This window comes from Mycobacterium sp. IS-1496 (genome assembly GCF_001499995.1).
Classification (GTDB): domain Bacteria; phylum Actinomycetota; class Actinomycetes; order Mycobacteriales; family Mycobacteriaceae; genus Mycobacterium.
This window is the reverse complement of the sequence record NZ_LQIU01000017.1, coordinates 1-22,060: the sequence shown is the minus strand read 5'-3', so window position 1 is coordinate 22,060 and position 22,060 is coordinate 1. Positions and strand designations below refer to the sequence as shown.

21 protein-coding genes and 1 pseudogene are annotated in these 22,060 nt (G+C 69.9%); 9 read left to right on the top strand and 13 right to left on the bottom strand.

Features of this window, described 5'->3' with window-relative positions:
- The first annotated feature begins 6 nt into the window (after positions 1-6).
- Positions 7-1,203 (top strand): protein kinase domain-containing protein, encoded by a 1,197-nt coding sequence (locus AU195_RS11090; protein WP_059159122.1) that lies wholly within the window; start codon positions 7-9, stop codon positions 1,201-1,203.
- A 21-nt stretch (positions 1,204-1,224) separates the two neighbouring features.
- On the opposite strand, the gene AU195_RS11085 is transcribed toward AU195_RS11090, so the two are convergent.
- Genes AU195_RS11085 through AU195_RS11075 form a run of 3 tightly spaced genes read right to left on the bottom strand, consistent with a single transcriptional unit; the run spans position 1,225 to position 4,037 of the window.
- Positions 1,225-2,622, bottom strand: coding sequence for a class II 3-deoxy-7-phosphoheptulonate synthase (locus AU195_RS11085; protein ID WP_059159121.1), 1,398 nt, complete (start codon positions 2,620-2,622; stop codon positions 1,225-1,227).
- Between the two features lie 14 nt (positions 2,623-2,636).
- Positions 2,637-3,143 carry a polyadenylate-specific 3'-exoribonuclease AS gene (locus tag AU195_RS11080; protein ID WP_059159120.1) on the bottom strand — a complete coding sequence of 169 codons (507 nt, stop codon included), beginning with the start codon at positions 3,141-3,143 and terminating at the stop codon, positions 2,637-2,639.
- Positions 3,144-4,037, bottom strand: a complete 894-nt coding sequence (locus AU195_RS11075) for a hypothetical protein (protein WP_059159119.1) — start codon at positions 4,035-4,037, stop codon at positions 3,144-3,146.
- A gap of 85 nt (positions 4,038-4,122) precedes the next feature.
- On the opposite strand from AU195_RS11075, the gene AU195_RS11070 reads away from it, so the two are divergent.
- Positions 4,123-5,379 (top strand): glycosyltransferase 87 family protein, encoded by a 1,257-nt coding sequence (locus AU195_RS11070; RefSeq protein WP_059159118.1) that lies wholly within the window; start codon positions 4,123-4,125, stop codon positions 5,377-5,379.
- Here the strand turns inward: AU195_RS11070 and AU195_RS11065 are convergent.
- The 5 genes from AU195_RS11065 to AU195_RS11045 form a co-directional block, all read right to left on the bottom strand.
- The gene (locus AU195_RS11065; protein WP_059159117.1) at positions 5,340-6,059 is read right to left on the bottom strand and encodes a lysophospholipid acyltransferase family protein; all 720 of its coding nucleotides are present in this window, start codon (positions 6,057-6,059) and stop codon (positions 5,340-5,342) included. The genes AU195_RS11070 and AU195_RS11065 overlap by 40 nt on opposite strands.
- An 81-nt stretch (positions 6,060-6,140) precedes the next feature.
- Positions 6,141-6,530 (bottom strand): hypothetical protein, encoded by a 390-nt coding sequence (locus AU195_RS11060; protein ID WP_059159172.1) that lies wholly within the window; start codon positions 6,528-6,530, stop codon positions 6,141-6,143.
- Entirely contained in the window at positions 6,527-7,780 is a 1,254-nt protein-coding gene (locus AU195_RS11055) for an ArsA family ATPase (RefSeq protein ID WP_059159116.1), read from the bottom strand. Before AU195_RS11055 ends, AU195_RS11060 begins: the two co-directional genes overlap by 4 nt.
- Positions 7,777-8,214, bottom strand: a complete 438-nt coding sequence (locus AU195_RS11050; protein ID WP_059159115.1) for an SRPBCC family protein — start codon at positions 8,212-8,214, stop codon at positions 7,777-7,779. The genes AU195_RS11055 and AU195_RS11050 overlap by 4 nt, the downstream gene beginning before the upstream one ends.
- 55 nt (positions 8,215-8,269) lie before the next feature.
- The gene (locus AU195_RS11045) at positions 8,270-8,659 is read right to left on the bottom strand and encodes a polyketide cyclase / dehydrase and lipid transport (RefSeq protein WP_059159114.1); all 390 of its coding nucleotides are present in this window, start codon (positions 8,657-8,659) and stop codon (positions 8,270-8,272) included.
- Between the two features lie 62 nt (positions 8,660-8,721).
- Between AU195_RS11045 and AU195_RS11040 the strand changes: the two genes are divergently transcribed.
- Positions 8,722-10,539 carry an AMP-dependent synthetase/ligase gene (locus AU195_RS11040; protein WP_059159113.1) on the top strand — a complete coding sequence of 606 codons (1,818 nt, stop codon included), beginning with the start codon at positions 8,722-8,724 and terminating at the stop codon, positions 10,537-10,539.
- On the opposite strand, the gene AU195_RS11035 is transcribed toward AU195_RS11040, so the two are convergent.
- From AU195_RS11035 to AU195_RS11020, 4 genes are all read right to left on the bottom strand, one after another.
- Positions 10,536-11,663, bottom strand: coding sequence for a glycosyltransferase family 4 protein (locus AU195_RS11035; RefSeq protein ID WP_059159112.1), 1,128 nt, complete (start codon positions 11,661-11,663; stop codon positions 10,536-10,538). The two genes, AU195_RS11040 and AU195_RS11035, sit on opposite strands and share 4 nt — an antisense overlap.
- Positions 11,664-11,674: 11 nt before the next feature.
- Positions 11,675-12,505 (bottom strand): gluzincin family metallopeptidase, encoded by an 831-nt coding sequence (locus AU195_RS11030; RefSeq protein ID WP_059159111.1) that lies wholly within the window; start codon positions 12,503-12,505, stop codon positions 11,675-11,677.
- Between the two features lie 5 nt (positions 12,506-12,510).
- Positions 12,511-13,632: a peptidoglycan hydrolase RipC gene (gene ripC / locus AU195_RS11025; RefSeq protein ID WP_059159110.1), complete on the bottom strand. Its 1,122-nt coding sequence runs from the start codon at positions 13,630-13,632 to the stop codon at positions 12,511-12,513.
- Between the two features lie 153 nt (positions 13,633-13,785).
- A complete protein-coding gene (locus tag AU195_RS11020; RefSeq protein WP_059159109.1) occupies positions 13,786-14,070 on the bottom strand; it encodes a hypothetical protein in 285 nt (94 codons plus the stop codon).
- A 122-nt stretch (positions 14,071-14,192) separates the two neighbouring features.
- Between AU195_RS11020 and AU195_RS25180 the strand changes: the two are divergent.
- A pseudogene (locus AU195_RS25180) lies at positions 14,193-15,995 on the top strand (DEDD exonuclease domain-containing protein); the annotation flags it as partial.
- Here AU195_RS25180 and trpD read toward each other — a convergent pair.
- Positions 15,933-17,021, bottom strand: a complete 1,089-nt coding sequence (trpD, locus tag AU195_RS26070; RefSeq protein ID WP_059159108.1) for an anthranilate phosphoribosyltransferase — start codon at positions 17,019-17,021, stop codon at positions 15,933-15,935. The pseudogene AU195_RS25180 and the gene trpD overlap by 63 nt on opposite strands.
- Before the next feature lie 86 nt (positions 17,022-17,107).
- On the opposite strand from trpD, the gene ctaE reads away from it, so the two are divergent.
- The 5 genes from ctaE to AU195_RS10990 form a co-directional block, all read left to right on the top strand.
- The gene (ctaE, locus tag AU195_RS11010) at positions 17,108-17,719 is read left to right on the top strand and encodes an aa3-type cytochrome oxidase subunit III (RefSeq protein WP_059159107.1); all 612 of its coding nucleotides are present in this window, start codon (positions 17,108-17,110) and stop codon (positions 17,717-17,719) included.
- A gap of 11 nt (positions 17,720-17,730) precedes the next feature.
- Positions 17,731-18,597, top strand: a complete 867-nt coding sequence (qcrC, locus tag AU195_RS11005; RefSeq protein WP_502687335.1) for a cytochrome bc1 complex diheme cytochrome c subunit — start codon at positions 17,731-17,733, stop codon at positions 18,595-18,597.
- On the top strand, positions 18,594-19,838 hold the full coding sequence (gene qcrA / locus AU195_RS11000; RefSeq protein ID WP_059159106.1) for a cytochrome bc1 complex Rieske iron-sulfur subunit: 1,245 nt from the start codon (positions 18,594-18,596) through the stop codon (positions 19,836-19,838). The genes qcrC and qcrA overlap by 4 nt, the downstream gene beginning before the upstream one ends.
- Positions 19,835-21,502, top strand: coding sequence for a cytochrome bc1 complex cytochrome b subunit (gene qcrB, locus AU195_RS10995; protein ID WP_059159105.1), 1,668 nt, complete (start codon positions 19,835-19,837; stop codon positions 21,500-21,502). Before qcrA ends, qcrB begins: the two co-directional genes overlap by 4 nt.
- 193 nt (positions 21,503-21,695) lie before the next feature.
- On the top strand, positions 21,696-22,060 hold a 365-nt coding region (locus AU195_RS10990), incomplete at its 3' end, for a cbb3-type cytochrome c oxidase subunit I (RefSeq protein ID WP_172800544.1).

The following is a 22,060-nucleotide window of genomic DNA, read 5'->3' as shown; positions in this document are numbered from 1 at the left end:
CGTAACATGTCTTCGGTGGAGGCCTACCCGCAGTCGGACCCGCTCGTCGGCGCCGTACTCGACGGCCGCTACCGCGTCGACGCGCCGATCGCCACCGGCGGCATGTCCACGGTGTACCGGGGTCTCGACGTCCGACTGGACCGGCCCGTCGCGCTGAAGGTCATGGACCCGCGCTACTCCGGGGACCACCAGTTCCTCACCCGCTTCCAGCGGGAGGCGCGGGCGGTGGCGCGGCTCAAGGATCCCGGGCTGGTGGCGGTCTACGACCAGGGCCTCGACGGCCAGTATCCGTTTCTGGTCATGGAACTCGTCGAGGGCGGCACGCTGCGCGAACTGTTGCGCGAACGCGGCCCCATGCCGCCGCACGCCGCGGCCGCCGTGCTGGCGCCCGTGCTGTCGGGGCTGGCCGTGGCGCACCGCGCCGGGCTCGTGCACCGTGACGTCAAACCGGAGAACGTGCTGATCTCCGACGACGGTGAGGTCAAGATCGCCGACTTCGGCCTGGTGCGTGCCGTCGCCGAGGCCAAGATCACCTCCACGAGCGTGATCCTCGGCACGGCGGCCTATCTGTCCCCCGAACAGGTCGGCACCGGGAACGCAGGCCCGCGCAGCGACGTGTATTCCGTCGGCGTCATGGCCTTCGAACTGCTCACCGGCGTCACCCCGTTCACCGGGGACAGCGCCCTCGCGGTGGCGTATCAGCGCATGGACAACGACGTGCCGCCGCCGAGTTCGGTGATCGCCGGTGTGCCACCGCAATTCGACGACCTGGTGCTGCGCGCCACCGCCCGCGACCCGGCGGGCCGTTACGCCGACGCGCTCGACATGGGAGAGGACCTGGAGGAGATCGCCGAGGAACTGCGGTTGCCGCCGTTCCGGGTGCCCGCGCCGCGCCACTCCGCCCAGCACGCGTCGGCGGTGCTGTACCACAGCCAACTCACCGAGCAGCAGGCCGCGACCGACACGACCACGCGTCCGCCCTCGACTCCGCCGCGCCAGCACACCCGGGTGTTCACCCGCGACTCCGGTGAGATCGACTATCCGGCAGGGCGATTCGCGGGCATCGACATCGACGAGTTCTACTGGGCCCGCCAGCGGGCCAAGCGCGCGTTGCTGTTCTGGGTCGTCGCGATCATCACGCTGACCGGTCTGCTCGCCGCCGGCGCATGGGCGCTCGGCAGCAACCTCGACAGCCTGATCTGATCGCGCGGCGCCGCGCGGGCGTCAGTCGCGCAGCATCTCCGCGACGAGGAACGCCAGCTCGAGGCTCTGCTGGGTGTTCATCCGCGGATCGCACGCGGTCTCGTACCGCCCGGCCAGATCGCTGTCGGAGATGTCCTGCGCGCCACCGAGGCATTCGGTGACGTTCTCACCGGTGATCTCGACGTGGATGCCACCCGGATGCGTGCCCAGCGCGCGGTGCACCTCGAAGAAGCCCTGCACCTCGTCGACGATGCGGTCGAAGTGGCGGGTCTTGTACCCGGTCGAGGACTCGTGGGTGTTGCCGTGCATCGGATCGCACTGCCAGATCACCTGGTGACCGCTGGCCTCCACCTTCTCGATGATCGGCGGCAGCAGGTCGCGCACCTTGCTGTTGCCCATCCGGGTGACCAGGGTCAGCCGGCCGGGCTGGTTCTGCGGATCGAGCCGCTCGACGTACTCGACGGCGAGCTCCGGGGTGGTCGTCGGCCCGAGCTTGATGCCGATCGGGTTGGCGATGGTCTCCACGAACGCGATGTGCGCGCCGTCGAGCTGGCGCGTGCGCTCGCCGATCCACACGTAGTGCGCGGACAGGTCGTAGAGCCGCGGCTCCGGATCGTGGGCCGGGAAGTCCGTCGACAACCGGAGCATGGCCCGCTCGTAGTCCAGGACCAGCGCTTCGTGGCTGGCGAAGATCTCGGCGGTCTGCAGGTTGATGTCGTCGACCCCGCAGGCGCCCATGAAGCGCAGACCGCGGTCGATCTCGCCGGCGAGCGCCTCGTAGCGGGCGCCGGCCGGGGAGGTCCGCACGAATTCGCGGTTCCAGTCGTGCACACTCTGCAGCGACGCCATCCCCGACGAGGTGAGGGCCCGCACCAGGTTCATCGCGGCGCTGGCGTTCGCGTAGGCGCGCACGAGCCGCGACGGGTCGTGCTGGCGCGCGGCGGCGTCGGGGGCGAACCCGTTGATCATGTCGCCGCGGTAGGACTTCAGCCCCAGGGCGTCGATGTCCGACGAGCGCGGTTTGGCGTACTGGCCGGCGATGCGCGCCACCTTGACCACCGGCATGCTGGCGCCGTAGGTGAGCACGACGGCCATCTGCAGCAGGGTCCGGATGTTGGCGCGGATGTGCGGTTCGGTGTTGTCGACGAACGTCTCGGCGCAGTCGCCGCCCTGCAGCAGGAACGCCTCGCCGCGGGCGACGTCGGCGAGCAGACCCTTGAGCTTCTCGATCTCCGAGGGCACCGTGACCGGCGGGACGCTCTCGAGGACCGTGCGCATGGCCTTCGCGGCGTCGGCGTCCCAGCTCGGCTGCTGTACCGCCGGCTTGGCCAGCGCGGAATCGAGGCGGTGACGCAGCTCGTCCGGCAGGGGTGGCAGGTCCGGGAGCTGGTCGATGGGGATGTCGACGGTCCAGTTCACCCGTCAATGGTAAGTCAGCGCCGGGACCGGCCGTCGCGCCCCGCTGTTCCGGTCATCACCTGGTAGCGCAGCAGGTTGTGCTTGGCGTCGACCAGCGCGTCGTGGGAGTCGCGGGGCCGCGGGGGCATCCGCGGTGAGCCCTGGTCCTCCCAGAACTGGCGCAGCTCCCGGGTGAACCGGGGTATCGCGGGCGGCAGCGCGGTCATCGGCCCCCACAGCTGGCAGAGCACCACGTGGTCGTAGGCGCCCACCCAGGCCCACAGCTCGATCGGCTCGTCCCCGTCGATGCCGAAGAAGTCCTCGAGTTCGGAGCGGATCTCGCGTCGTGACCGCCACGACTTCGACGCAGGCGACGGCAGCTTCGGCAGGACGTGCTTGCGGACCCAGCTGCCTGCGCGTTCCGGGTCGAATTCGGTCGACACCGCGTAGTACTCGCGGCCGTCCTCGGCGGCCACGCCGATCGAGATGAGCTCGATGGTGCGGCCGTTGTCGATGAACTCGGTGTCGTAGAAGAAGCGCATCTAGACCCTGGTCTTCTGAACTGCGGCGGCCTTCTCGGCCGCGGGGACCTTCTGCGGGGCGGGCGCGGCGTGGATCTCACGGTCCAGCTGTTCGTCGACCTTCGCGTCGTCGGGGAACTTCGGCATCCCGGCGATGGCGTCCTGCAGCCACAGCTTGGCCTGCACCACGGGCCGGCGCAGCCAGCGTTCGCGTTCCAGCGCCCGGTGCATCTTGCGGGGCCGGTTCGTGTAGCGCCAGCGGGCCCACGGGGCGTGCGGCCGGGACAGCCGCAGCGCGCCGACGAACAGCAGGGGTGTGATGAACATGCCCACCAGCCCGGTCCACACCTTTCCTTTGGCCAGCACCACCATCGCCAGCATCAGCGTCGCGACCGCCAGCGCGATGACCGTCGCGCGCGCCACCACGCTGTGGTCGTCGCGCCAGATGCCGACGTCGAAGAACGACAGTGGATTGAACCCCAGGATGAGAAGGCCCGCCACCGCGACGGCGGCGAAGACGGCGTCCACGGAGGTGCGGCCGTCCTCGGACCAGTACACGTCCGACAGGTGCAGGATCAGCGCGTACTCGTCGAGCACCAGCGCGGCGCCGATCCCGAAAACGGTTGCCGCAGCGGTGAATTCGGGCACCCCCCCGTTGACGGCCAGCGTCACCATGGTGAGTCCCGACACCATCACGAGAATCACCCCGATGACGACGTGGTGGATGTGCGTGCCACCCGCGCCGGCGATGTTGCGGGGCTGCCACCACTTGCGTGGGGCGTCGCTGCCGGCGTGACGCCGGATGTAGCGCACGATCGTGCGCGTCACGAAGAAGGTGAGGATGAAGGCGACCAGGCAACACAGCAGCGGCAGGCGATCGAGGGTGAGGAAGTCCAGCTGCAGGGTCAGGTGCACGCCCGAAAACTTACGCCGACCTGCGCGTGGCGCGACCGGGATGGCGTCCGACTCGCCGGAGCCCACAGATAGGCTGGTCGGCGACATGAGTATTCGGCGGTCGCCTGCTTGGGCGCCAACCTTCGCGTGGCGGACGTTCTGCCTTCTCACCCTGGTCGCACTCGGCTGGGCCGGCTGGCGGTTGCTCGGTGAGACGCCGTACCGGATCGACATCGATGTCTACCGGATGGGCGGCCGGGCCTGGCTCGACGGCCGCCCGCTCTACGCCGACGGCGCGATGTTCGCCACTCAGGGCGGCCTCGACCTGCCGTTCACCTATCCCCCGCTCGCGGCGATCGTCTTCTCGCCGTTCGCGCTGATGTCACTGCCTGCGGCGAGCGTCGTGATCACCGCGATCACCCTGCTGCTGCTGGTCGTAGCGGTGCTCATCGTGCTGACCCGGCTCGACGTGTGGACGCCCGGCAGGCGGGTGTGGCTGGCCGCCGCGATCGTGGCGGTCGCGGTGATCCACGTCGAACCGATCGAGGCCAACTTCAACTTCGGCCAGATCAACGTCGTGCTGATGACGCTGGTGATCGCCGACTGCGTGCCCCGGCGCACCCCGTGGCCGCGCGGGGTCCTGGTCGGGGTGGCCATCGCGCTCAAGCTCACCCCGGCGGTGTTCCTGCTGTACTTCCTGCTGCGCCGCGACACCCGGGCACTGCTGGTGAGCGCGGCCTCGGCCGTCGCGCTCATGGTGCTCGGGTTCGCGCTGGCCTGGCGCGACTCCTGGGAGTACTGGACCGCGACGGTACGCAACACCGACCGCATCGGCGCGGCCACGTTGAACACCAACCAGAACATCGCGGGCACGCTGGCTCGCCTGGGGGTCGGCGAGGACCTCCGGTTCGCCCTGTGGGTGCTGGCGTGCTTCGCGGTGCTGGGGCTGACCGTCTGGGCGGCGCGCCGTGCACTGCGTGCCGAGGAACCGGTGCTGGCCCTGGTCTGCGTCGCGATGTTCGGCCTGGTGGTCTCGCCGGTGTCGTGGTCACACCACTGGGTGTGGTCGCTGCCCACGGTGCTGGTGACTCTCGTGGTGGCCTACCGCACCCGGCACCTCGGGCTGGCCGTCGCCGGGGCACTCGGTTGCGCGCTGACGGTGTGGTCGCCGATCACCCTGCTGCCCGAACACCGGGAGACCTCGGCGTCGCTGTGGCGCCAGCTGGCCGGCGGCTCCTACGTGTGGTGGGCGCTGCTGGTCATCGCGGCCGCGGGCACGCTGGCCGCGCGGGCGACCCACCGCACGGACCCCGTCAGGCCAGTTCAGCCCGCGGCGGCCTCGGGCAGTCGCGCGGCCGGCTGAGCGACCGCGGTGCCTTCCTTGACGTCGGCGGCGTAGAGGTCGACGTACTCCTGACCGGAGAGCCGCATCAGCTCGTACATGACCTCGTCGATGACGGCCCGCTCGATGAAACGGTTGCCCGCGAGACCCTCGAACCGGGTGAAGTCCATCGGCTTGCCGAATTTGACCTCGACCTTGCCGAACCGCCACATCTTGCTGCCGGGCGGGTTGACGACGTCGGTGCCGATCATCGCGACCGGGATCACCGGCATGCCGGTCTCCAGCGCGAGCCGGGCCAGACCGGTCTTGCCCTTGTAGAGCCGTCCGTCGGGTGAGCGGGTGCCCTCGGGATACATGCCGAGCAGTTTGCCCTCGTCGAGTATGCGCTGCGCGGTGGTCAGGGCACTCTTCGCGGAGTCCGCATCGGTCCGGTCGATCGGCACCTGGCCGGCGACGGTGTAGAACCAGCGCTGGAACCAGCCCTTGAGCCCGGTTCCGGTGAAGTACTCCGCCTTGGCCAGGAACGTTATGCGCCTGCTGACCACCAGCGGAAGGTAGAAGCTGTCGGCGACGGCGAGGTGGTTACTGGCCAGGATGGCGGCGCCGGAGCGGGGAAGGTATTCCAGCCCTTGCACTTTGGGACGGCCGAGCAGGGTCAGCAACGGGCCCATGAAGACGTACTTGAACAGCCAATACCACATGGACCCTCCGCATCGGGCGCACCGGACGGTGCTCTGCGACAACTTTACCCAGGCGGTGAGAACACGACCACAGCGCGGACCTCACTCCTGCACGGTCACCGGAATGTGCTGATAGCGACCCGGGCCGGGCGGCTCGCCGGACGGCGGTGGCGGCGGTGGTGGAGACGGCGGGGTCGGCGGTGAGGGGGGCGGCGGGGTCGTCGCGTCGATGTCGTCGACGAGCGCGCGGACCACGTCGAGCAGCGCGACGCTGTGTTCGGCGACGACGTTGAGCAGCGGGTGCTGTTCACCCTGGACCAGCGCGGCCAGCGCACACACCGGGCACCACACCTGCTGGCAGCTGCCGGTCCGCTCCCCGCCGCTGCCGGCCGCACGGGCGGCGGCGAACCGGATCGCGGGGTCGAGGCGGTTGAGGATCGACTGCGCCAGCGCCCTCAGTTCGGGACCGAGGTCGGGATGTTCAGCACTCATGCCGGCCACACCTCCGGGTTCGGTCGAAATCGCACCGTCAGCTCGCTTCCCCGCAGTGCCGCGTCGGTGACGATGCACCTGCGCAGCACGGATGCGAGTCGGACCCGGCGCCGCATACCGCCTGCGCCGATGATCAGGTCGTCGTCGACCCGGCCCAGCGTGAGCTCGCCGGGATCGACCTGCGGCAACTCTAACCGCAATCGGTACACCGCATCGAGGCCGGTTCCCGACTCACGGTCGACGACCGGCCGGACCGGCGCAGGCGGGGCCGATCCGTCGCGCCTGCGGGCGGCGTCGAGCAGCTCCCCCAGCGCCTTGGGGCCGATCGGCTCGCCGGGCAGGTGGGGCACCAGCACCAGCGCCACATCCCCGATCGCGGTGTCGAGGTGGTCGAGCACCGTCTTCTGCTCGGAGATGCGTTCGGCGTACCAGTCGAACGCCGGATGTTCGGGCAGGTTCCGATACTCGAACGAATCATCCTGCAGCAGAACCTGATTGACGATCAGTTCGGCGACCCGTACGCCCATCAGCGCCAACGAGCCCAGCGTGCGGGACGCCTCGGCGGCCACCACCCGCTCGGCGGTGAGCACCAGATGCGCGCTGACCTGCGACGCGTCGGCGAGCAGGACGGTCAACCGCTGGGTGGCCGCATCGATGCGCTCCACGAGATCCACCATCGCTGCCGACGCCGCATCGTCGGCGCCCCGGGACAGCCTGCGGTGCCGCGGCCACGCCCGCTCGAGGTAGAGCGCGAGCGTGCCGGGCAGCGTCAGCATGCGCAGCGCATCGGCGGTGGAGGCGCAGTCGACCACGACGTGCTCCCACAGACCGCTCGCCGCCAGCTCCGCGACCTCGTGCAGGCCGAGCACCTCCTGCACTCCGGGTAACGCCGAGAGTTCCTCTGGCGCAATGTCATTGAGGTCGGAGTCGGGGAAGCGCGCGGCGACGTCCCGCCACCTCTCGGTGAGCAGCGCCAACGTGTCGAGGGCCAGCGCGTCGAGCGAGCCACCGGCGTCCGGTATGCCGGCGTCGAGATCGGCGAGGATGCGGGTCGGTTCCCGCCGCCCGGTCGGGGTCACCGTCGCCCCCAGCACGTCACCGGTCGAGTGCGCCTGGTCGGTGGACACGATCAGCACCCGCCCACCCGCCCGCGCCTCGCGGACGGCCGTGGCCGTCGCGAGCGTGGACTTACCTACCCCGCCCTTGCCGACGAACAGGCTGATGCGGGCCGCGGCGCCACTGGAGTTCACTCAGCCTCGGCCCGTTTCTTCAGATCCTTGAGCGCCGTCTCGGTCAGCCTGCGCTCCGCCTTGCGTTTGAGCAGACCGATCATCGGGATCATCAGGTCGACCGCGAGCTCGTAGGTGACGTCGGTACCCGACCCCTTGGGCGCCAGGCGGTAGGCGCCCTCGAGGGATTTCAGCAAAGAACTCGAGACCAGCGTCCACGTCACCGAATTCCGGTCGGCGGGCCACTCGTAGGCCAGCACCATGGTGTCCTTCAGCACGGCTGCGTCGAGCACCATCCGAGCGGTCTTCGGGTATCCCTCGGCGTCGGTGTCGAGCACCTCGGTCTCCCGGTACTCCTTGACCCAGTCGGGATAGGACCCGATGTCGGCGATGACGTCCATCACCGTCGCAGGATCGGCCTCGATGTAGATCGTCTGCGCCGTCTTGTCCGCCACGTACCCGCCCTCCTCAAGCCGAAATGTACCCTCACGTCCGCGGCTGTACCCATCGTCAGGACAGCCGCGACACCCCCACCGGCCGTGATGCCTCCAGGGTCCGCTTGAGCTCGAACGCCATCTTCTTACCTGCTACACGCCGCGCGTGGTTCGCCTTGGCCAGGTTCGTCTTCGCCAGTTGCCGCGCAGAGACGCCCGCCGGTTCGGCGTGCAGGAAGTAGTGCAGGATCACGCCGTCCAGCGACGGTTCCAGCCAGACCTCCATGGTCCCGATCAGTGCGCCGGTCACGGTCCAGCGATGCCCGACCGGTCCCCGGTCCTCCACGACGGTCAGGCGCAGGTCCGGCCACCAGCGCCGCCAGTTGGCCGGTTCGGCGACGGCCCGGCCCACGTCAGCGGGTTCGGCGGCGACGAACGTCTCGTCGGCGATCTGGATGCTGTTCATCGTCTCCCAAGCTTCACACACGGCCCCTCGCCGCGGCGCAGCGGCCGACTAGGCTAAAAGCCGTGCCTGAGTTCAGTGTGCCCGCACCGTTCACCGTGGGTGAGCACGACACCGTCGTCAGCGCGGTCTTCGACCACGAGCGCGACGACCCCGGCCACATCATCTTCCGCCGGTTGGTCGACGGCACGTGGACGGACGTGACGTGCGCCGAGGCCGCCGCGCAGATCCGTTCGGCCGCACTGGGTCTGATCGCCTCGGGCGTGCAGCCCGGTGACCGCGTCGCGCTGCTGTCCGCGACCCGCTACGAGTGGCCGATCCTCGACTTCGCGATCCTGGCCGTCGGCGCGCTGACCGTTCCGATCTACGAGACCTCCTCGGTCGAACAGGTCCGTTGGGTGCTGTCGGACTCGGGTGCGGTGCTGGTGATCGCCGAGAACGACGCCCACGCCGACAGGATCGAACAACTCAGGGACGACCTGCCCGAGTTGCGCACGGTGCTGCGCATCGAGGGTTCCGGACCCGGTGCGCTCGAGGCGCTGGCCGAGGCGGGCGGGCAGGTGGCACCCGACGAACTCGACAACCGGCTCGCCGGGATCCGGTCCGCCCAACCGGCCACCATGATCTACACCTCGGGCACCACCGGAAGGCCGAAGGGCTGCCAGCTCACCCACGCCAACCTGGTCTACGAGATCCGCGGCGCCAAGAGCTGCTTCCCGACCCAGCTCGCCAAGGGCGAGCGCATGCTGGTGTTCCTGCCGCTGGCCCATGTGCTGGCCCGCGCGATCACGATCGCCGCGTTCGCCAACAAGGGCACCCTCGGCTTCACCAGCGACATCAAGAACCTCGTCCCGATGTTCGGGGTGTTCAAGCCGACGCTGGTGGTGTCGGTGCCACGAGTCTTCGAGAAGGTGTACAACACCGCCGAGCAGAACGCCCGCAACGACGGGAAGGGCCGCATCTTCGACATCGCCGCCGCGACGGCGATCGAGTACAGCCGCGCCCTGGACGCGAGCGGTGCCAAGGCCGGGCGCGGACCGGGCCTGCTGCTGCGCGCCCGCCACGCGCTGTTCGACCGGCTGGTCTACGGCAAGCTGCGCGCCGCGCTCGGCGGGGACTGCCACGCCGCGATCTCGGGCGGCGCACCGCTGGGCGCACGCCTCGGCCACTTCTACCGCGGCGTCGGGCTGACCATCTACGAGGGTTACGGCCTGACCGAGACCAGCGCGGCGATCACCGTGAACCGGATCGACGACATCAGGATCGGGTCGGTGGGCAAGCTGCTGCCCGGCAACAGCATGCGACTCGGCGACGACAACGAGCTGCTGGTCAAGGGCGGCGTGGTGTTCGGCGGCTACTGGCGCAACGAGGAGGAGACCGCGAAGGTCTTCACCGACGGCTGGTTCCACACCGGCGACCTGGGCGCCATCGACGAAGACGGATTCCTCACGATCGTCGGGCGCAAGAAGGAGATCATCGTGACCGCCGGCGGCAAGAACGTCGCGCCCGCGGTCATGGAGGACCAGTTGCGAGCCCATCCGCTGATCAGCCAGGCGATGGCCGTCGGTGACGCCCGGCCGTTCGTCGGCGCGCTGATCACCATCGACACCGAGGCGTTCGAGGGCTGGAAACAGCGCAACGGCAAGCTATCCGGCGCCTCGGTCGGCGACCTCGCCACCGATCCCGATCTGATCGCCGAGATCGACACCGCGGTCAAGCAGGCCAACCAGGCCGTGTCCAAGGCCGAGGCGATCCGCAAGTTCCGGGTTCTGCCGGTGGACTTCACCGAGGACACCGGTGAGCTGACCCCGACGCTGAAGGTCAAGCGCAAGGTCGTCGTCGAGAAGTTCGCCGACGACATCGAGGCGCTCTACAGCAGTTAGAGCAGTTCGGTGAGCCGGGCGGCGCGCGTCGGCCATTGCCAGTTCTGCAGTGCCCACCGCCTGCCGGCGTCACCCATCGCGGTCGCCCGCGCCGGGTCGGCGAGCAGATCGCCGACCGCGGCGGCCACCGCACCGACGTCGGTGCCGTCGACGACGAGCCCGGTCTCACCGTCGCGGACGGTCTCCGGCGCGCCGCCCGAGCGTCCCGCCACCACCGGCACCCCGGTCGCCGAGGCCTCCAGATAGACGATGCCGAGCCCTTCGACGTCCAGACCGGCGCCGCGGGTCCGGCACGGCATCGCGAACACGTCGGCCATCGCGTGGTGGGCGGGCAGTTCCTCGCCCGGGACGCCGCCGGTGAAGCACACGTGCGCGCCGACACCGCGCTCGCGGGCCAGGCGTTCCAGCGCGGCGCGGTACGGACCGCCTCCGACGATCACCAGCACCGCATCCGGCACCCGGCGCCGGATCGCGGGCATGGCCTTCATCAGCATGTCCTGCCCCTTGCGGGGCACCAGTCGCGACAGGCAGAGCACGACGGGGCGGTCACCGAGGCCGTAGCGGGCCCGCAGGTCGGCGCGCGCGGCGGGATCGGGGGCGAACCGCTCGGTGTCCACCCCGGGCGGCAGGTGTTCCAGCGCGGCGTGCGGTCCGAACGCCCCGGCGAACCGGCTGCGGGTGTAGCGGCTGACGAAGGTCACCACATCGGTGTCGTCGCCGATGCGGCGCAGCGCCGTCCGCGCCACCGGCAGCATCGACCAGCCCACTTCGTGGCCGTGCGTGCTGGCGATCGCCCGGGCGGCGCCGGCACGCCGGGCGATCGGCGTGAGCAGGGCCAGCGGGGCCGCCGCGCCGAACCACACGGTGTCGATGTCATGGCTCGCGATGAGGCCGCGCATCCGGCCCGCCACCGACGGTTCGGGCAGCATCAGGGTGCCGGGGTGGCGCACCACCTCGTAGGCGGCCGCACGGTCGTAATCCGCGGCGTTCTTCCACGCCGGGGCGTAGACGGTCACCTGGTGCGCGCCCGCCGCCACGACGTGGTCGACGAACGCCTCGAGGTAGTTCTGGATACCGCCGGCGCGCGGCGGAAAGTCGTTGGTGACCAGCAGGACTCGGGACATCGGAGCTCAGGCTAACCCTGCGGCCAGTGCCGCCACCCGGCCAGCACCTCGTCGAGGTCGGCGCCGAGCGTGTCCCGCACCGCCGCGGCGACGTCGAGATGGCCGGGCCCGCACGCCCGCACGTACAGCGCCCGCAGCCGTTCGGGACCGTAGTGGTCGGCGACGTAGGCGGCGAACCGCCACGCCCGGTCGTAGGCGAGCGAGCGGGTGGGGCCGGGGGTGTCGAGGTCACTGTCGGTGGGCAGGGTGGGTACCGCATCCGGCGCGGGCGCCGCGTCGCGCGGACGGGCCAGATAGTCGGCGACACCTTCGGTCAGCCAGCGCGGTGCATCGGCGGCGGTCTGCTCGCGCACCGCGTGGTGGAACAGTTCGTGGCGCAGCACGATGCGCAGGGACTCGTCGGTCATCGCGGCGGCCCCCGGGGCGAACAGGATCCGGTCGGCGGTGGTCGCGGCCGCGATGTCGGCTCCCCCGCCGGCGAGCGCCTCGAACTGCGGGTCCGAACCCGTCGCGACGATGACGATCTCCTGCCGCCAGTCCGGACCCCAGAAGCCGGTCACCGCGTCGGCGGCCGCCGGGAGTTCGGCGGCGATCCGGGACAGCAGCGTCGCGCTGCGGGTCCCGCCGAGCGCGACGAACTCCGCGCGGCGTCCGTCGGGCAGCTGCGTGGTGACGGCGGTGGGGCCGGCGGCCGTCGGCTGTTCGACGACCGTGGCGGCGAGCGGCGGCGGTGCGGCCGGAGGGTGCGCCCGGTCGAGCAGCAGGACGGCGGAGACGAACTCGGCCAGCAGCAGCGCGAGCAGGACCCGCCGGGGTCGGGTGGAGCCGGGCCCGGTGGCCACGGGAATCAGTAGCGACGCACGTTGTGGATCGGCGCGTTGTTCACCGGAGCCACGCGCACCGGGGTGCCGTAGGTCGAGGCGTGGACCATCATCCCGTCGCCGATGTAGATGCCGACGTGCGAGGCATCGGAGTAGTAGGTGACGAGGTCACCGGGCTGCATCTGGTCCGTCGACACCGGCTGCCCGCCACGGGCCAGCGCCTGGCTGGAGTGCGGAAGCGAGATGCCCTCCTGCTGGAAGGCCCACATCACCAGACCGGAGCAGTCGAACGCGTTCGGGCCGGATCCGCCCCATGAGTACGGCGAACCGATGCGGCTGAGCGCGGCCTGCACCGCGACGGCTCGGGTGGCCCCACCCGGCGCCGGCGGGGCGATGTCGCCCGGCGGGATGGCCCCGGGAGGCGCGGCCAGCACACCGGGATCGTTCGGGGCGGGGGGCGCCGCGGCAGGCGGCACCGGGGGCGCGGGCGGAAGCGCGGCCAGCGCCTCGCGCTGGGTGGGCGTCAGCGCCTCGTACTGGGACTTGACGACGGCGATCTGGGTCTGCAGCCGGCTCTGCTTGTTCTGCAGATCGGCGCGGACCTGGGCGGCCTGTTCGGCGGCGGTCTTGGCGTCGGCGGCCGACCGTGCCGAAGCCTGCTCGGCGGCGGCGGCCCGGGATGTCGCGTCGCGGAAACCCGCCATCCGCGCGGCCATCTCACCGGCCATCACCCGCTGTACCGAGATCTTGTCGATGAACTGCTGCGGAGAGTCGGCGGTGAAGAGCGCGCTCATCCCGTCGGTGCGGCCGCCCATGTACTGGGTGGCGGCCACCTTGTTCACCGCCGACTGGAAGTCGGCCAGCTGGTCCTTGGCGCGGTCGGCGGCGGCGAGGTCGGCGGTGTGCCTGGCCTCGGCGGCCTGCTGCGCGGCCAGCTTGTCGGTGAGCTCGAGCTGCGCCGAGTGCATGGCCTCGGTGGTCTGTTCGGCCTGCCGCGACAGCTCGTTGAGCTTTGCCAACGCGTCGTCGGCCGGGTCGGCCAGCGCGCTGCCGGCCAGCACCGAGGAGAACATGGCCAGCGCCGCTATCGCACCGACGGCGGGTCGTTTGAGAACACGGATGCCCCACTGCGCGCGAACGAGCCTCAAGATTTTGCGTCCTTAAACTGGCGTAACGAGCCGCCTCGAACTGCTCTTAGGTCTCAGATAGGTTACGAAACGGCATCGGGCTTGTCCAACAGGAGAGCCAAATTTAACAGGTGCCAAGGGGCGATTTGTTCCGATCCCTCCCCGCACCGCCCCTCAGGCAACGCCCGAATTGTTTTGCCGGTGAACCGGAACCAGGCGCAGCCGCGGCGCCAATCCGGCCTCGGCCAGCACTTCCAGGGCCCGGCGCTCGTCGACGAGCAACGTCTCGGGAACCCCGAGCAGCACACTCACGACGCAGTCCTGACACCCCGGGCCGCGCACGGCACAGTCGTCGCAGTCGATGATCACTGTGTCGGCGTCGTTACCCGTGTCCGGGTCCGCCCCGCCCGGTGGCTGACCTGGCGGTCGGTGGCTTCGCGGTTGATGACCCTGTGCCATGGGCCGTCCTTTCGATCGGTGGTGACCGCACGCTAGCGGCGCCCACCGACACGACCCGTCCGAGAACGCCGCGGCCCGCGTGGCACCGCCGCGGTGTCGGTGCCGTTCCCTACGTTTCTCGCATGGGTCAGCGCAGCGTCGGTGCCGAAGGGCGCGCGGCCGAGCAGCTGTCCTTCGACATGGAGTCACTGTCGTTGCGGGACACCACCTTCGTCGTCGTCGATCTGGAGACCACCGGCGGTCGCGCCACGGGTGAGCGTGCGGACGCCATCACCGAGATCGGCGCCGTGAAGGTCCGCGGCGGCGAAGTCCTCGGGGAGTTGGCCACCCTGGTCGACCCCGGGCGGGCGATACCGCCGCAGATCGTGTCGCTGACGGGCATCACCACCGCGATGGTCTGCGCGGCCCCGCGCATCGAGTCGGTGCTGCCCTCCTTCCTCGAGTTCGCGCGCGGCTCGGTGCTGGTCGCCCACAACGCCGGTTTCGACATCGGCTTCCTGCGGGCCGCCGCCGAACAGTGCCGGCTGACCTGGCCGCGTCCGCCGATACTCTGCACGGTCAAGCTCGCCCGCCGCGTGCTCACCCGGGAAGAGGCGCCGAGTGTGCGGCTGTCCGCACTGGCGCAGCTGTTCCATGCGAAGACCACTCCTACACACCGGGCCCTCGACGACGCGCGCGCCACGGTGGACGTCCTGCACGGGCTGATCGAGCGGATCGGCAACCAGGGCGTGCACAGCTACACCGACCTGCGCGCCTACCTGCCGGACGTCACCCCCGCGCAGCGCCGCAATCGCCGGCTGGCCGACGGGCTGCCGCGCCGGCCGGGGGTGTACCTGTTCCGCGGTCCCGGTGACGAGGTCCTCTACGTCGGCACCGCCGTTGACCTGCGCCGCCGGGTCGGGCAGTACTTCACCGGAGCCGATCCGCGGGCGCGGATGAAGGAGATGGCGTCGCTGGCCACCCGCGTCGACCACGTCGAATGCGCCCACGAACTCGAGGCGGGTGTGCGTGAGCTGCGCCTGCTGGCCGCGCACGCGCCGCCCTACAACCGGCGTTCGAAATTCCCGCAGCGCTGGTGGTGGGTGGTGCTGACCGACGAGGCCTTTCCCCGGTTCTCGGTCGTCCGCGCCCCGCGCCACGGTTCGGCGGTGGGTCCGTTCCGGGCTCGCGCAGACGCCGTGCAGACCGCCGAACTGCTCGCCCGGTTCACCGGTGTGCGGACCTGCACCGCACGGCTCGCCCGCGCGGCCCGGCACGGGGCGGGCTGCGCCGAGCGGGAACTGTCGCCGTGCCCGGCGCCGCGGGACATCGACGCCGCGGCGTACGCGCCCGCCCCCCGCCGCGCCGCCGACCTCATCGAGGGCCGCGACGATGCGGCGCTGGCCGCGGTGCTCGACGGGATCGCCGAGCTGGCCGCCGTCAACCGCTACGAGTCGGCGGCCCGGCTGCGTGACCACGCCGCCACGGGCATCGAGGTGCTGTGGCGCGGGCAGCGGCTGCGCGCGCTGGCCGGCCAGACCGAACTGGTCGCGGCGCGTCCGGACGGCAGTGGCGGGTGGGATCTCGCGGTGGTGCGCCACGGACGCCTGGCCGCCGCAGGCTGCGCCCGCCGCGGGGTGCCGCCGATGCCGGTCGTCGACGCGTTGACCGCCGCGGCGCAGACGGTGTTGCCCGACGCCGCCCCGCTGGGCGGTGCGCTGGTCGAGGAGACCGCGCTGATCACCCGCTGGCTCAGCAGCCCCGGCGTGCGGATCGTGCGGTGCGACCCCGGATACGCCACGCCGATCGGCGCGGCCGGTCGGTGGCTGGCGTGGGCGGAGACGGCCCGTTCGGCGCGGCTGGCCGCCGAACAGACCGACCCGTCAGAGCTTCTGCGTGAACCGCACCCAACGCGCGAGCAACTTTTCGGCCGCCCCGGAGTCGATGGTCTCGGTGGCGCGGGCCAGTCCCCGCTCCCAGGCCGGCACCCATTTGGCGTCGCTGGATAGCCCGGCGTGCGCGACCATGGCGCCCGCGGCGTTGAGGACCACCGCATCGCGCACCGCACCCTTGGCTCCGCCGAGCACCGCCCGCACCTCGGCGGCGTTGTGTTCGGCGTCGCCGCCGACCAGTTCGGACAGCTGGGCGCGCTGGAAGCCGAAGGCCGCCGGGTCGAACGTGAGCCGCTCGACCGTGCCGGCCTGCACGCGCCAGATCGTGCTCGTGGTGGTGGTGGTCAGTTCGTCGAGGCCGTCGTCGCCGTGCACCACCAGCACGCTGGAGTTGCGCGAGGCGTAGACCCCGGCCATCACCTCGGCGAGCTCCGCCCACGCGCAGCCGATCAGCCCGGCCCGGGGCCGTGCGGGGTTGGTCAGCGGACCGAGGAGGTTGAACACCGTCGGCACGCCGAGTTCCCGGCGCACCGCCGAGGCGTGCTTGTACGACGGGTGGAAGTGGTTGGCGAAGGCGAATCCGATACCGACTTCGGCGACGGAGGCCGCCACCTGATCGGGGCTCAGGTCGATCCGGACCCCGAGCGCCTCGAGCGTGTCGGCCCCGCCGGAGAGGGAGGACGCGGCCCGGTTGCCGTGCTTCATCACCGGGACGCCCGCGGCGGCCACCACGATCGCCGCCATCGTGGACAGGTTCACGGTGTTGGCGCCGTCGCCTCCGGTGCCGACGATGTCGACCGTCTCGTTGCCGATGACGTCGGTGGGGATACGGCGCGCGTGCTTGAGCATCACGTCGGCCAATTCGGTGACTTCCGCGGACGTGGGGCGCTTGAGCTTCATCGCCACCGCGAACCCGGCGATCTGCGCCGGGGTGGCCGCACCGGTCATGATCTGGTCCATCGCCCAGCCGGCCTGCCCGCTCGCCAGATTCTGTCCGGTTGTCAACCGCCCCAGGATCGACGGCCACGTGGGAGTATCAGTCACGCGCCGATGTTCCCACGGCGCCCGGGAACTTCCCAAAGGTCCGCCCGATCCTTCCGAACGACACTGTGACGTTTAGGCGACCCGGGTGGAGTTCGACAACTACAAAGCGTCATACTTCATGTGTGACGAGTGCTGTTGGGACCTCGGGAACCGCGATCACTTCGCGCGTGCATTCGCTGAACAGGCCGAATATGGTCAGTGTCGGCACCATCGTGTGGCTTTCCAGTGAGCTCATGTTCTTTGCTGGACTGTTCGCGATGTACTTCACCGCGCGCGCCCAGGCAGGCGGCGAGTGGCCGCCCCCGCCGACCGAACTGAACCTGGCGCTGGCGGTACCCGTCACGCTGGTGCTGATCGCGTCGTCGTTCACGTGCCAGATGGGTGTCTTCGCCGCCGAACGCGGTGACGTGTTCGGCCTGCGCCGGTGGTACGTCCTGACGTTCCTGATGGGCCTGTTCTTCGTGCTCGGCCAGCTCTACGAGTACTACCACCTGGTGCACGAGGGCACGACGATCCCGGGCAGCGCCTACGGCTCGGTCTTCTACCTGGCCACCGGATTCCACGGCCTGCACGTGATCGGCGGTCTGGTCGCCTTCGTGTTCCTGCTCGCCCGCACCAAGATGAGCAAGTTCACACCGGCGCAGGCCACCGCGGCGATCGTCGTGTCTTACTACTGGCACTTCGTCGACATCGTGTGGATCGCGCTGTTCGCCGTCATCTATTTCGTCCGATGATCGGCAAGCCGATGCGTCCGATGAACTCCGCGCCCATGAGCTCACAAGATCCGCAGCCGATGAGAAGGGGTTCGATGATCAGCAAGTCCCGCCGACGGTTCCGCCGGCGCCTGTCGGCAGCGGTGCTGCTGCTGGTCGGACTTGGTGTCGCGGGCGGTGTCGCCGCCACGCTGACGCCCGCACCGCAGGTGGCGGTGGCCGACGAGTCACAGTCGGCCCTGCTGCGCACCGGCAAGGAGCTCTACGACATGTCCTGCGTGAGCTGCCACGGCAGCAACCTGCAGGGTGTGGCGGACCGCGGACCCAGCCTGATCGGTGTCGGTGAGGCGGCGGTGTACTTCCAGGTCTCGACCGGCCGCATGCCCGCGCGCCGCAACGAGGCCCAGGCCCCGGACAAGCCGGCCGACTTCGACGAGGCGCAGACCGATGCGCTCGGCGCCTACGTGCAGGCCAACGGCGGCGGCCCCGTCGTCCCGCGCGACGAGAACGGCGAGATCGCCAACCAGTCCCTGATCGGCGACAACGTCGCCCGCGGCGGTGACCTGTTCCGGCTCAACTGCGCCTCGTGCCACAACTTCACCGGCCGGGGCGGCGCCCTGTCGTCGGGCAAGTACGCGCCTGAACTCCAGGCGTCTCCCGCGCAGGCCTACACCGCGATGTCGACCGGCCCGCAGAACATGCCCAAGTTCTCCGACCGTCAACTCTCGCCGGAGGAGAAGCGCGACATCATCGCCTACGTCGAGGAGTCGCGGAAGACGCCGCCTCCCGGCGGCTACGGCCTCGGCGGGTTCGGCCCGGTGTCCGAGGGTATGGCGGCGTGGATCATCGGCATGGTGGCCGTCATCGGCGCGGCTCTCTGGATCGGGGCACGGGCATGAGCGACGAGCGGAACGAAGAGCAGGTGACCAACACCCCGGGTGGCGCCCCCAAGGGCACCGACGCCCCCGGCCACGGTGGCGTGCCGGGTCAGCCCAGCGACGCCGAACTGGCTGCGATGTCCCGTGAGGAACTCGTCGAACTCGGCGGCAGGCTCGACGGCGTCGAGACGGTCTACAAGGAACCGCGCTGGCCGGTGCCCGGCACCCGCGCCGAGAAGCGCGCGGAGCGCGGGGTGGCGTCCTGGCTGCTGATCGGCGGCGTGTCCGGACTGATCCTGCTGCTGGTGTTCCTGTTCTGGCCGTGGGAGTACCAGCCCTACGGCTCCGAGGGTGAGTTCCTGTACTCGCTCACCACGCCGCTCTACGGCCTCTTCTTCGGATTGTCGATCCTCGCGATCGGCATCGGCGCGGTGCTCTACCAGAAGCGGTTCATCCCCGAGGAGATCTCGATCCAGGACCGCCACGACGGCGCCTCCCCCGAGATCCAGCGCAAGACCGCGGCGGCGAACCTGACCGACGCGCTCGAGGGCTCGACCATCAAGCGCCGCAAGATGATCGGCGTTTCGCTCGGAGTCGGGCTCGGCGCCTTCGGCCTCGGCACCGCGGTGGCGTTCATCGGCGGCCTCATCAAGAACCCGTGGAAGCCGGTGGTCCCGACCGCCGACGGCCCCAAGGCCGTGCTGTGGACCTCCGGGTGGACCCCGCGGTTCCAGGGCGAGACGATCTTCCTGGCCCGGGCGACCGGGAACACCGGCCACGGTCCGACGTTCGCCAAGATGCGGCCCGAGGATCTCGACGCCGGCGGTATGGAGACGGTGTACCCGTGGCGCGAATCCGACGGTGACGGCACCACGGTCGAGTCGCACCACAAGATGACCGAGATCATCATGGGCGTGCGCAATCCCGTGATGCTCATCCGTCTGCGGCCCGAAGAGATGTCGAAGGTGGTCAAGCGCAAGGGCCAGGAGAGCTTCAACTTCGGCGAGTTCTTCGCCTACACCAAGATCTGCTCGCATCTGGGTTGCCCGTCGTCGCTGTACGAACAGCAGACGCACCGCATCCTGTGCCCGTGCCACCAGTCGCAGTTCGACGCGTTGCACTTCGCGAAACCCATATTCGGTCCGGCTGCGCGCGCCCTCGCGCAGTTGCCCATCACCATTGACCAGGACGGGTACCTGGTCGCCAACGGCGATTTCATCGAACCCGTCGGGCCTGCATTCTGGGAACGGAAGACATCATGAGCGCACAGAGTGGTTCCAAGATGGCCGCCAGACTCGCGGCGCAGGGTAACGCGATCGATTCGCGCTACCACCCGTCGGCGGCGGTCCGTCGCCAGCTGAACAAGGTCTTCCCCACCCACTGGTCGTTCCTGCTGGGTGAGATCGCCTTGTACAGCTTCATCATCCTGTTGATCACCGGCGTCTGGCTCACCCTGTTCTTCGATCCGTCGATGGCAGAGGTCGTCTACGACGGCGTCTACCAGCCGCTGCGCGGGGTGGAGATGTCGCGGGCGTACGCCTCGGCGCTCGACATCAGCTTCGAGATCCGTGGCGGACTGTTCGTCCGTCAGATCCACCACTGGGCGGCGCTGCTGTTCGCCGCGTCGATCATGGTCCACCTCGCCCGCATCTTCTTCACCGGCGCGTTCCGGCGGCCGCGTGAGGCCAACTGGGTCATCGGCTCGCTTCTGCTGATCCTGGCGATGTTCGAGGGCTTCTTCGGCTACTCGCTGCCCGACGACCTGCTGTCCGGCACCGGCCTGCGGGCCGCCCTGTCCGGCATCACGATGGGCATCCCGGTGGTCGGCACCTGGATGCACTGGGCGCTGTTCGGCGGCGACTTCCCCGGCACGATCATCATCCCGCGGCTCTACGCGCTGCACATCCTGCTGATCCCCGGCATCATGCTCGCGCTCATCGCCGCCCACCTGGCGCTGGTGTGGTTCCAGAAGCACACGCAGTTCCCCGGGCCGGGCCGCACCGAGAAGAACGTCGTCGGCGTGCGGGTCATGCCGGTGTTCGCGGTCAAGTCGGGTGCCTTCTTCGCGCTCACCGTGGGCATCCTCGGCCTGATGGGCGGTCTGCTGCAGATCAACCCGATCTGGAACCTGGGCCCCTACAAGCCGTCTCAGGTGTCCGCGGGCAGCCAGCCGGACTTCTACATGATGTGGACCGACGGCCTGATCCGGTTGTGGCCGGCGTGGGAGTTCTACATCGGCAACTACACGATTCCGCAGCCGGTGTGGATCGCGGTGCTGATGGGCCTGATCCTCGGCCTGCTGACGGTGTATCCGTTCCTCGAGAAGAGGCTCACCGGCGACGACGCGCACCACAACCTGCTGCAACGTCCGCGTGACGCCCCGGTCCGCACCGCGATCGGCGCGATGGCGGTGGCCTTCTACATCCTGCTGACCTTCGCCTGCATGAACGACATCATCGCGCTGAAGTTCGACATCTCGCTGAACGCGACGACGTGGATCGGCCGTATCGCGATGGTGGTGCTGCCGGTGATCGTGTACTACACCACCTACCGGTGGGCGGTGTCGTTGCAGCGCAGCGACCGCGAGGTGCTCGAGCACGGAATCGAGACCGGCATCATCAAGCGGCTGCCGCACGGTGCGTACATCGAGCTGCACCAGCCGCTCGGACCGGTCGACGCCCACGGGCATCCGATTCCGTTGGAGTACCAGGGCGCTCCTCTGCCCAAGCGGATGAACAAGCTGGGTTCCGGCGGCGCGCCGGGCAGCGGCAGCTTCCTGTTCGCCGACCCGATCGTCGAGCACGAGGCGCTGACCGAGGCCCAGCACGCCTCACATCGCCGAGCGCTCACGGCGCTGCGGGAGCGGCAGGGCACCAACGGTTCCGCCCACGGCGACGGCGACGGTTCGACGAACGGTCACCACTAGATCCGACAACGAGACGGCCGCCGCGGTCCTCCACACCGGAGGTCGCGGCGGCCTTCTCGTTCCCCGGGTGGTCGGGGGCCGCGCCTCCCCTCCCCCGCTGACCTTTGGCCCGCCTCGCGTATTGGCCTGCCAACCTTCGCGGAGACGTTCTAGCATCGAAGATGTCGGGCGTTGTTCCTTCGGGGGTGTTCCCATGACAACCGAATCCACTCTGCACCAGCCGCTGGTGGCCAGACGTCCGTTCCCGGAGCGCCTCGGCCCCAAGGGCAACCTGATCTACAAGCTGATCACGACCACCGATCACAAGCTGATCGGGATCATGTACGTCGTCGCCTGCTTCACGTTCTTCCTGGTCGGTGGATTGATGGCGTTGTTCATGCGGGCCGAGCTGGCAGTCCCCGGACTGCAGTTCCTGTCCAATGAGCAGTACAACCAGCTGTTCACCATGCACGGCACCGCCATGCTGCTGTTCTACGCCACTCCGATCGTGTTCGGGTTCGCGAACCTGGTGCTGCCGCTGCAGATCGGCGCCCCGGACGTGGCGTTCCCCCGCCTCAA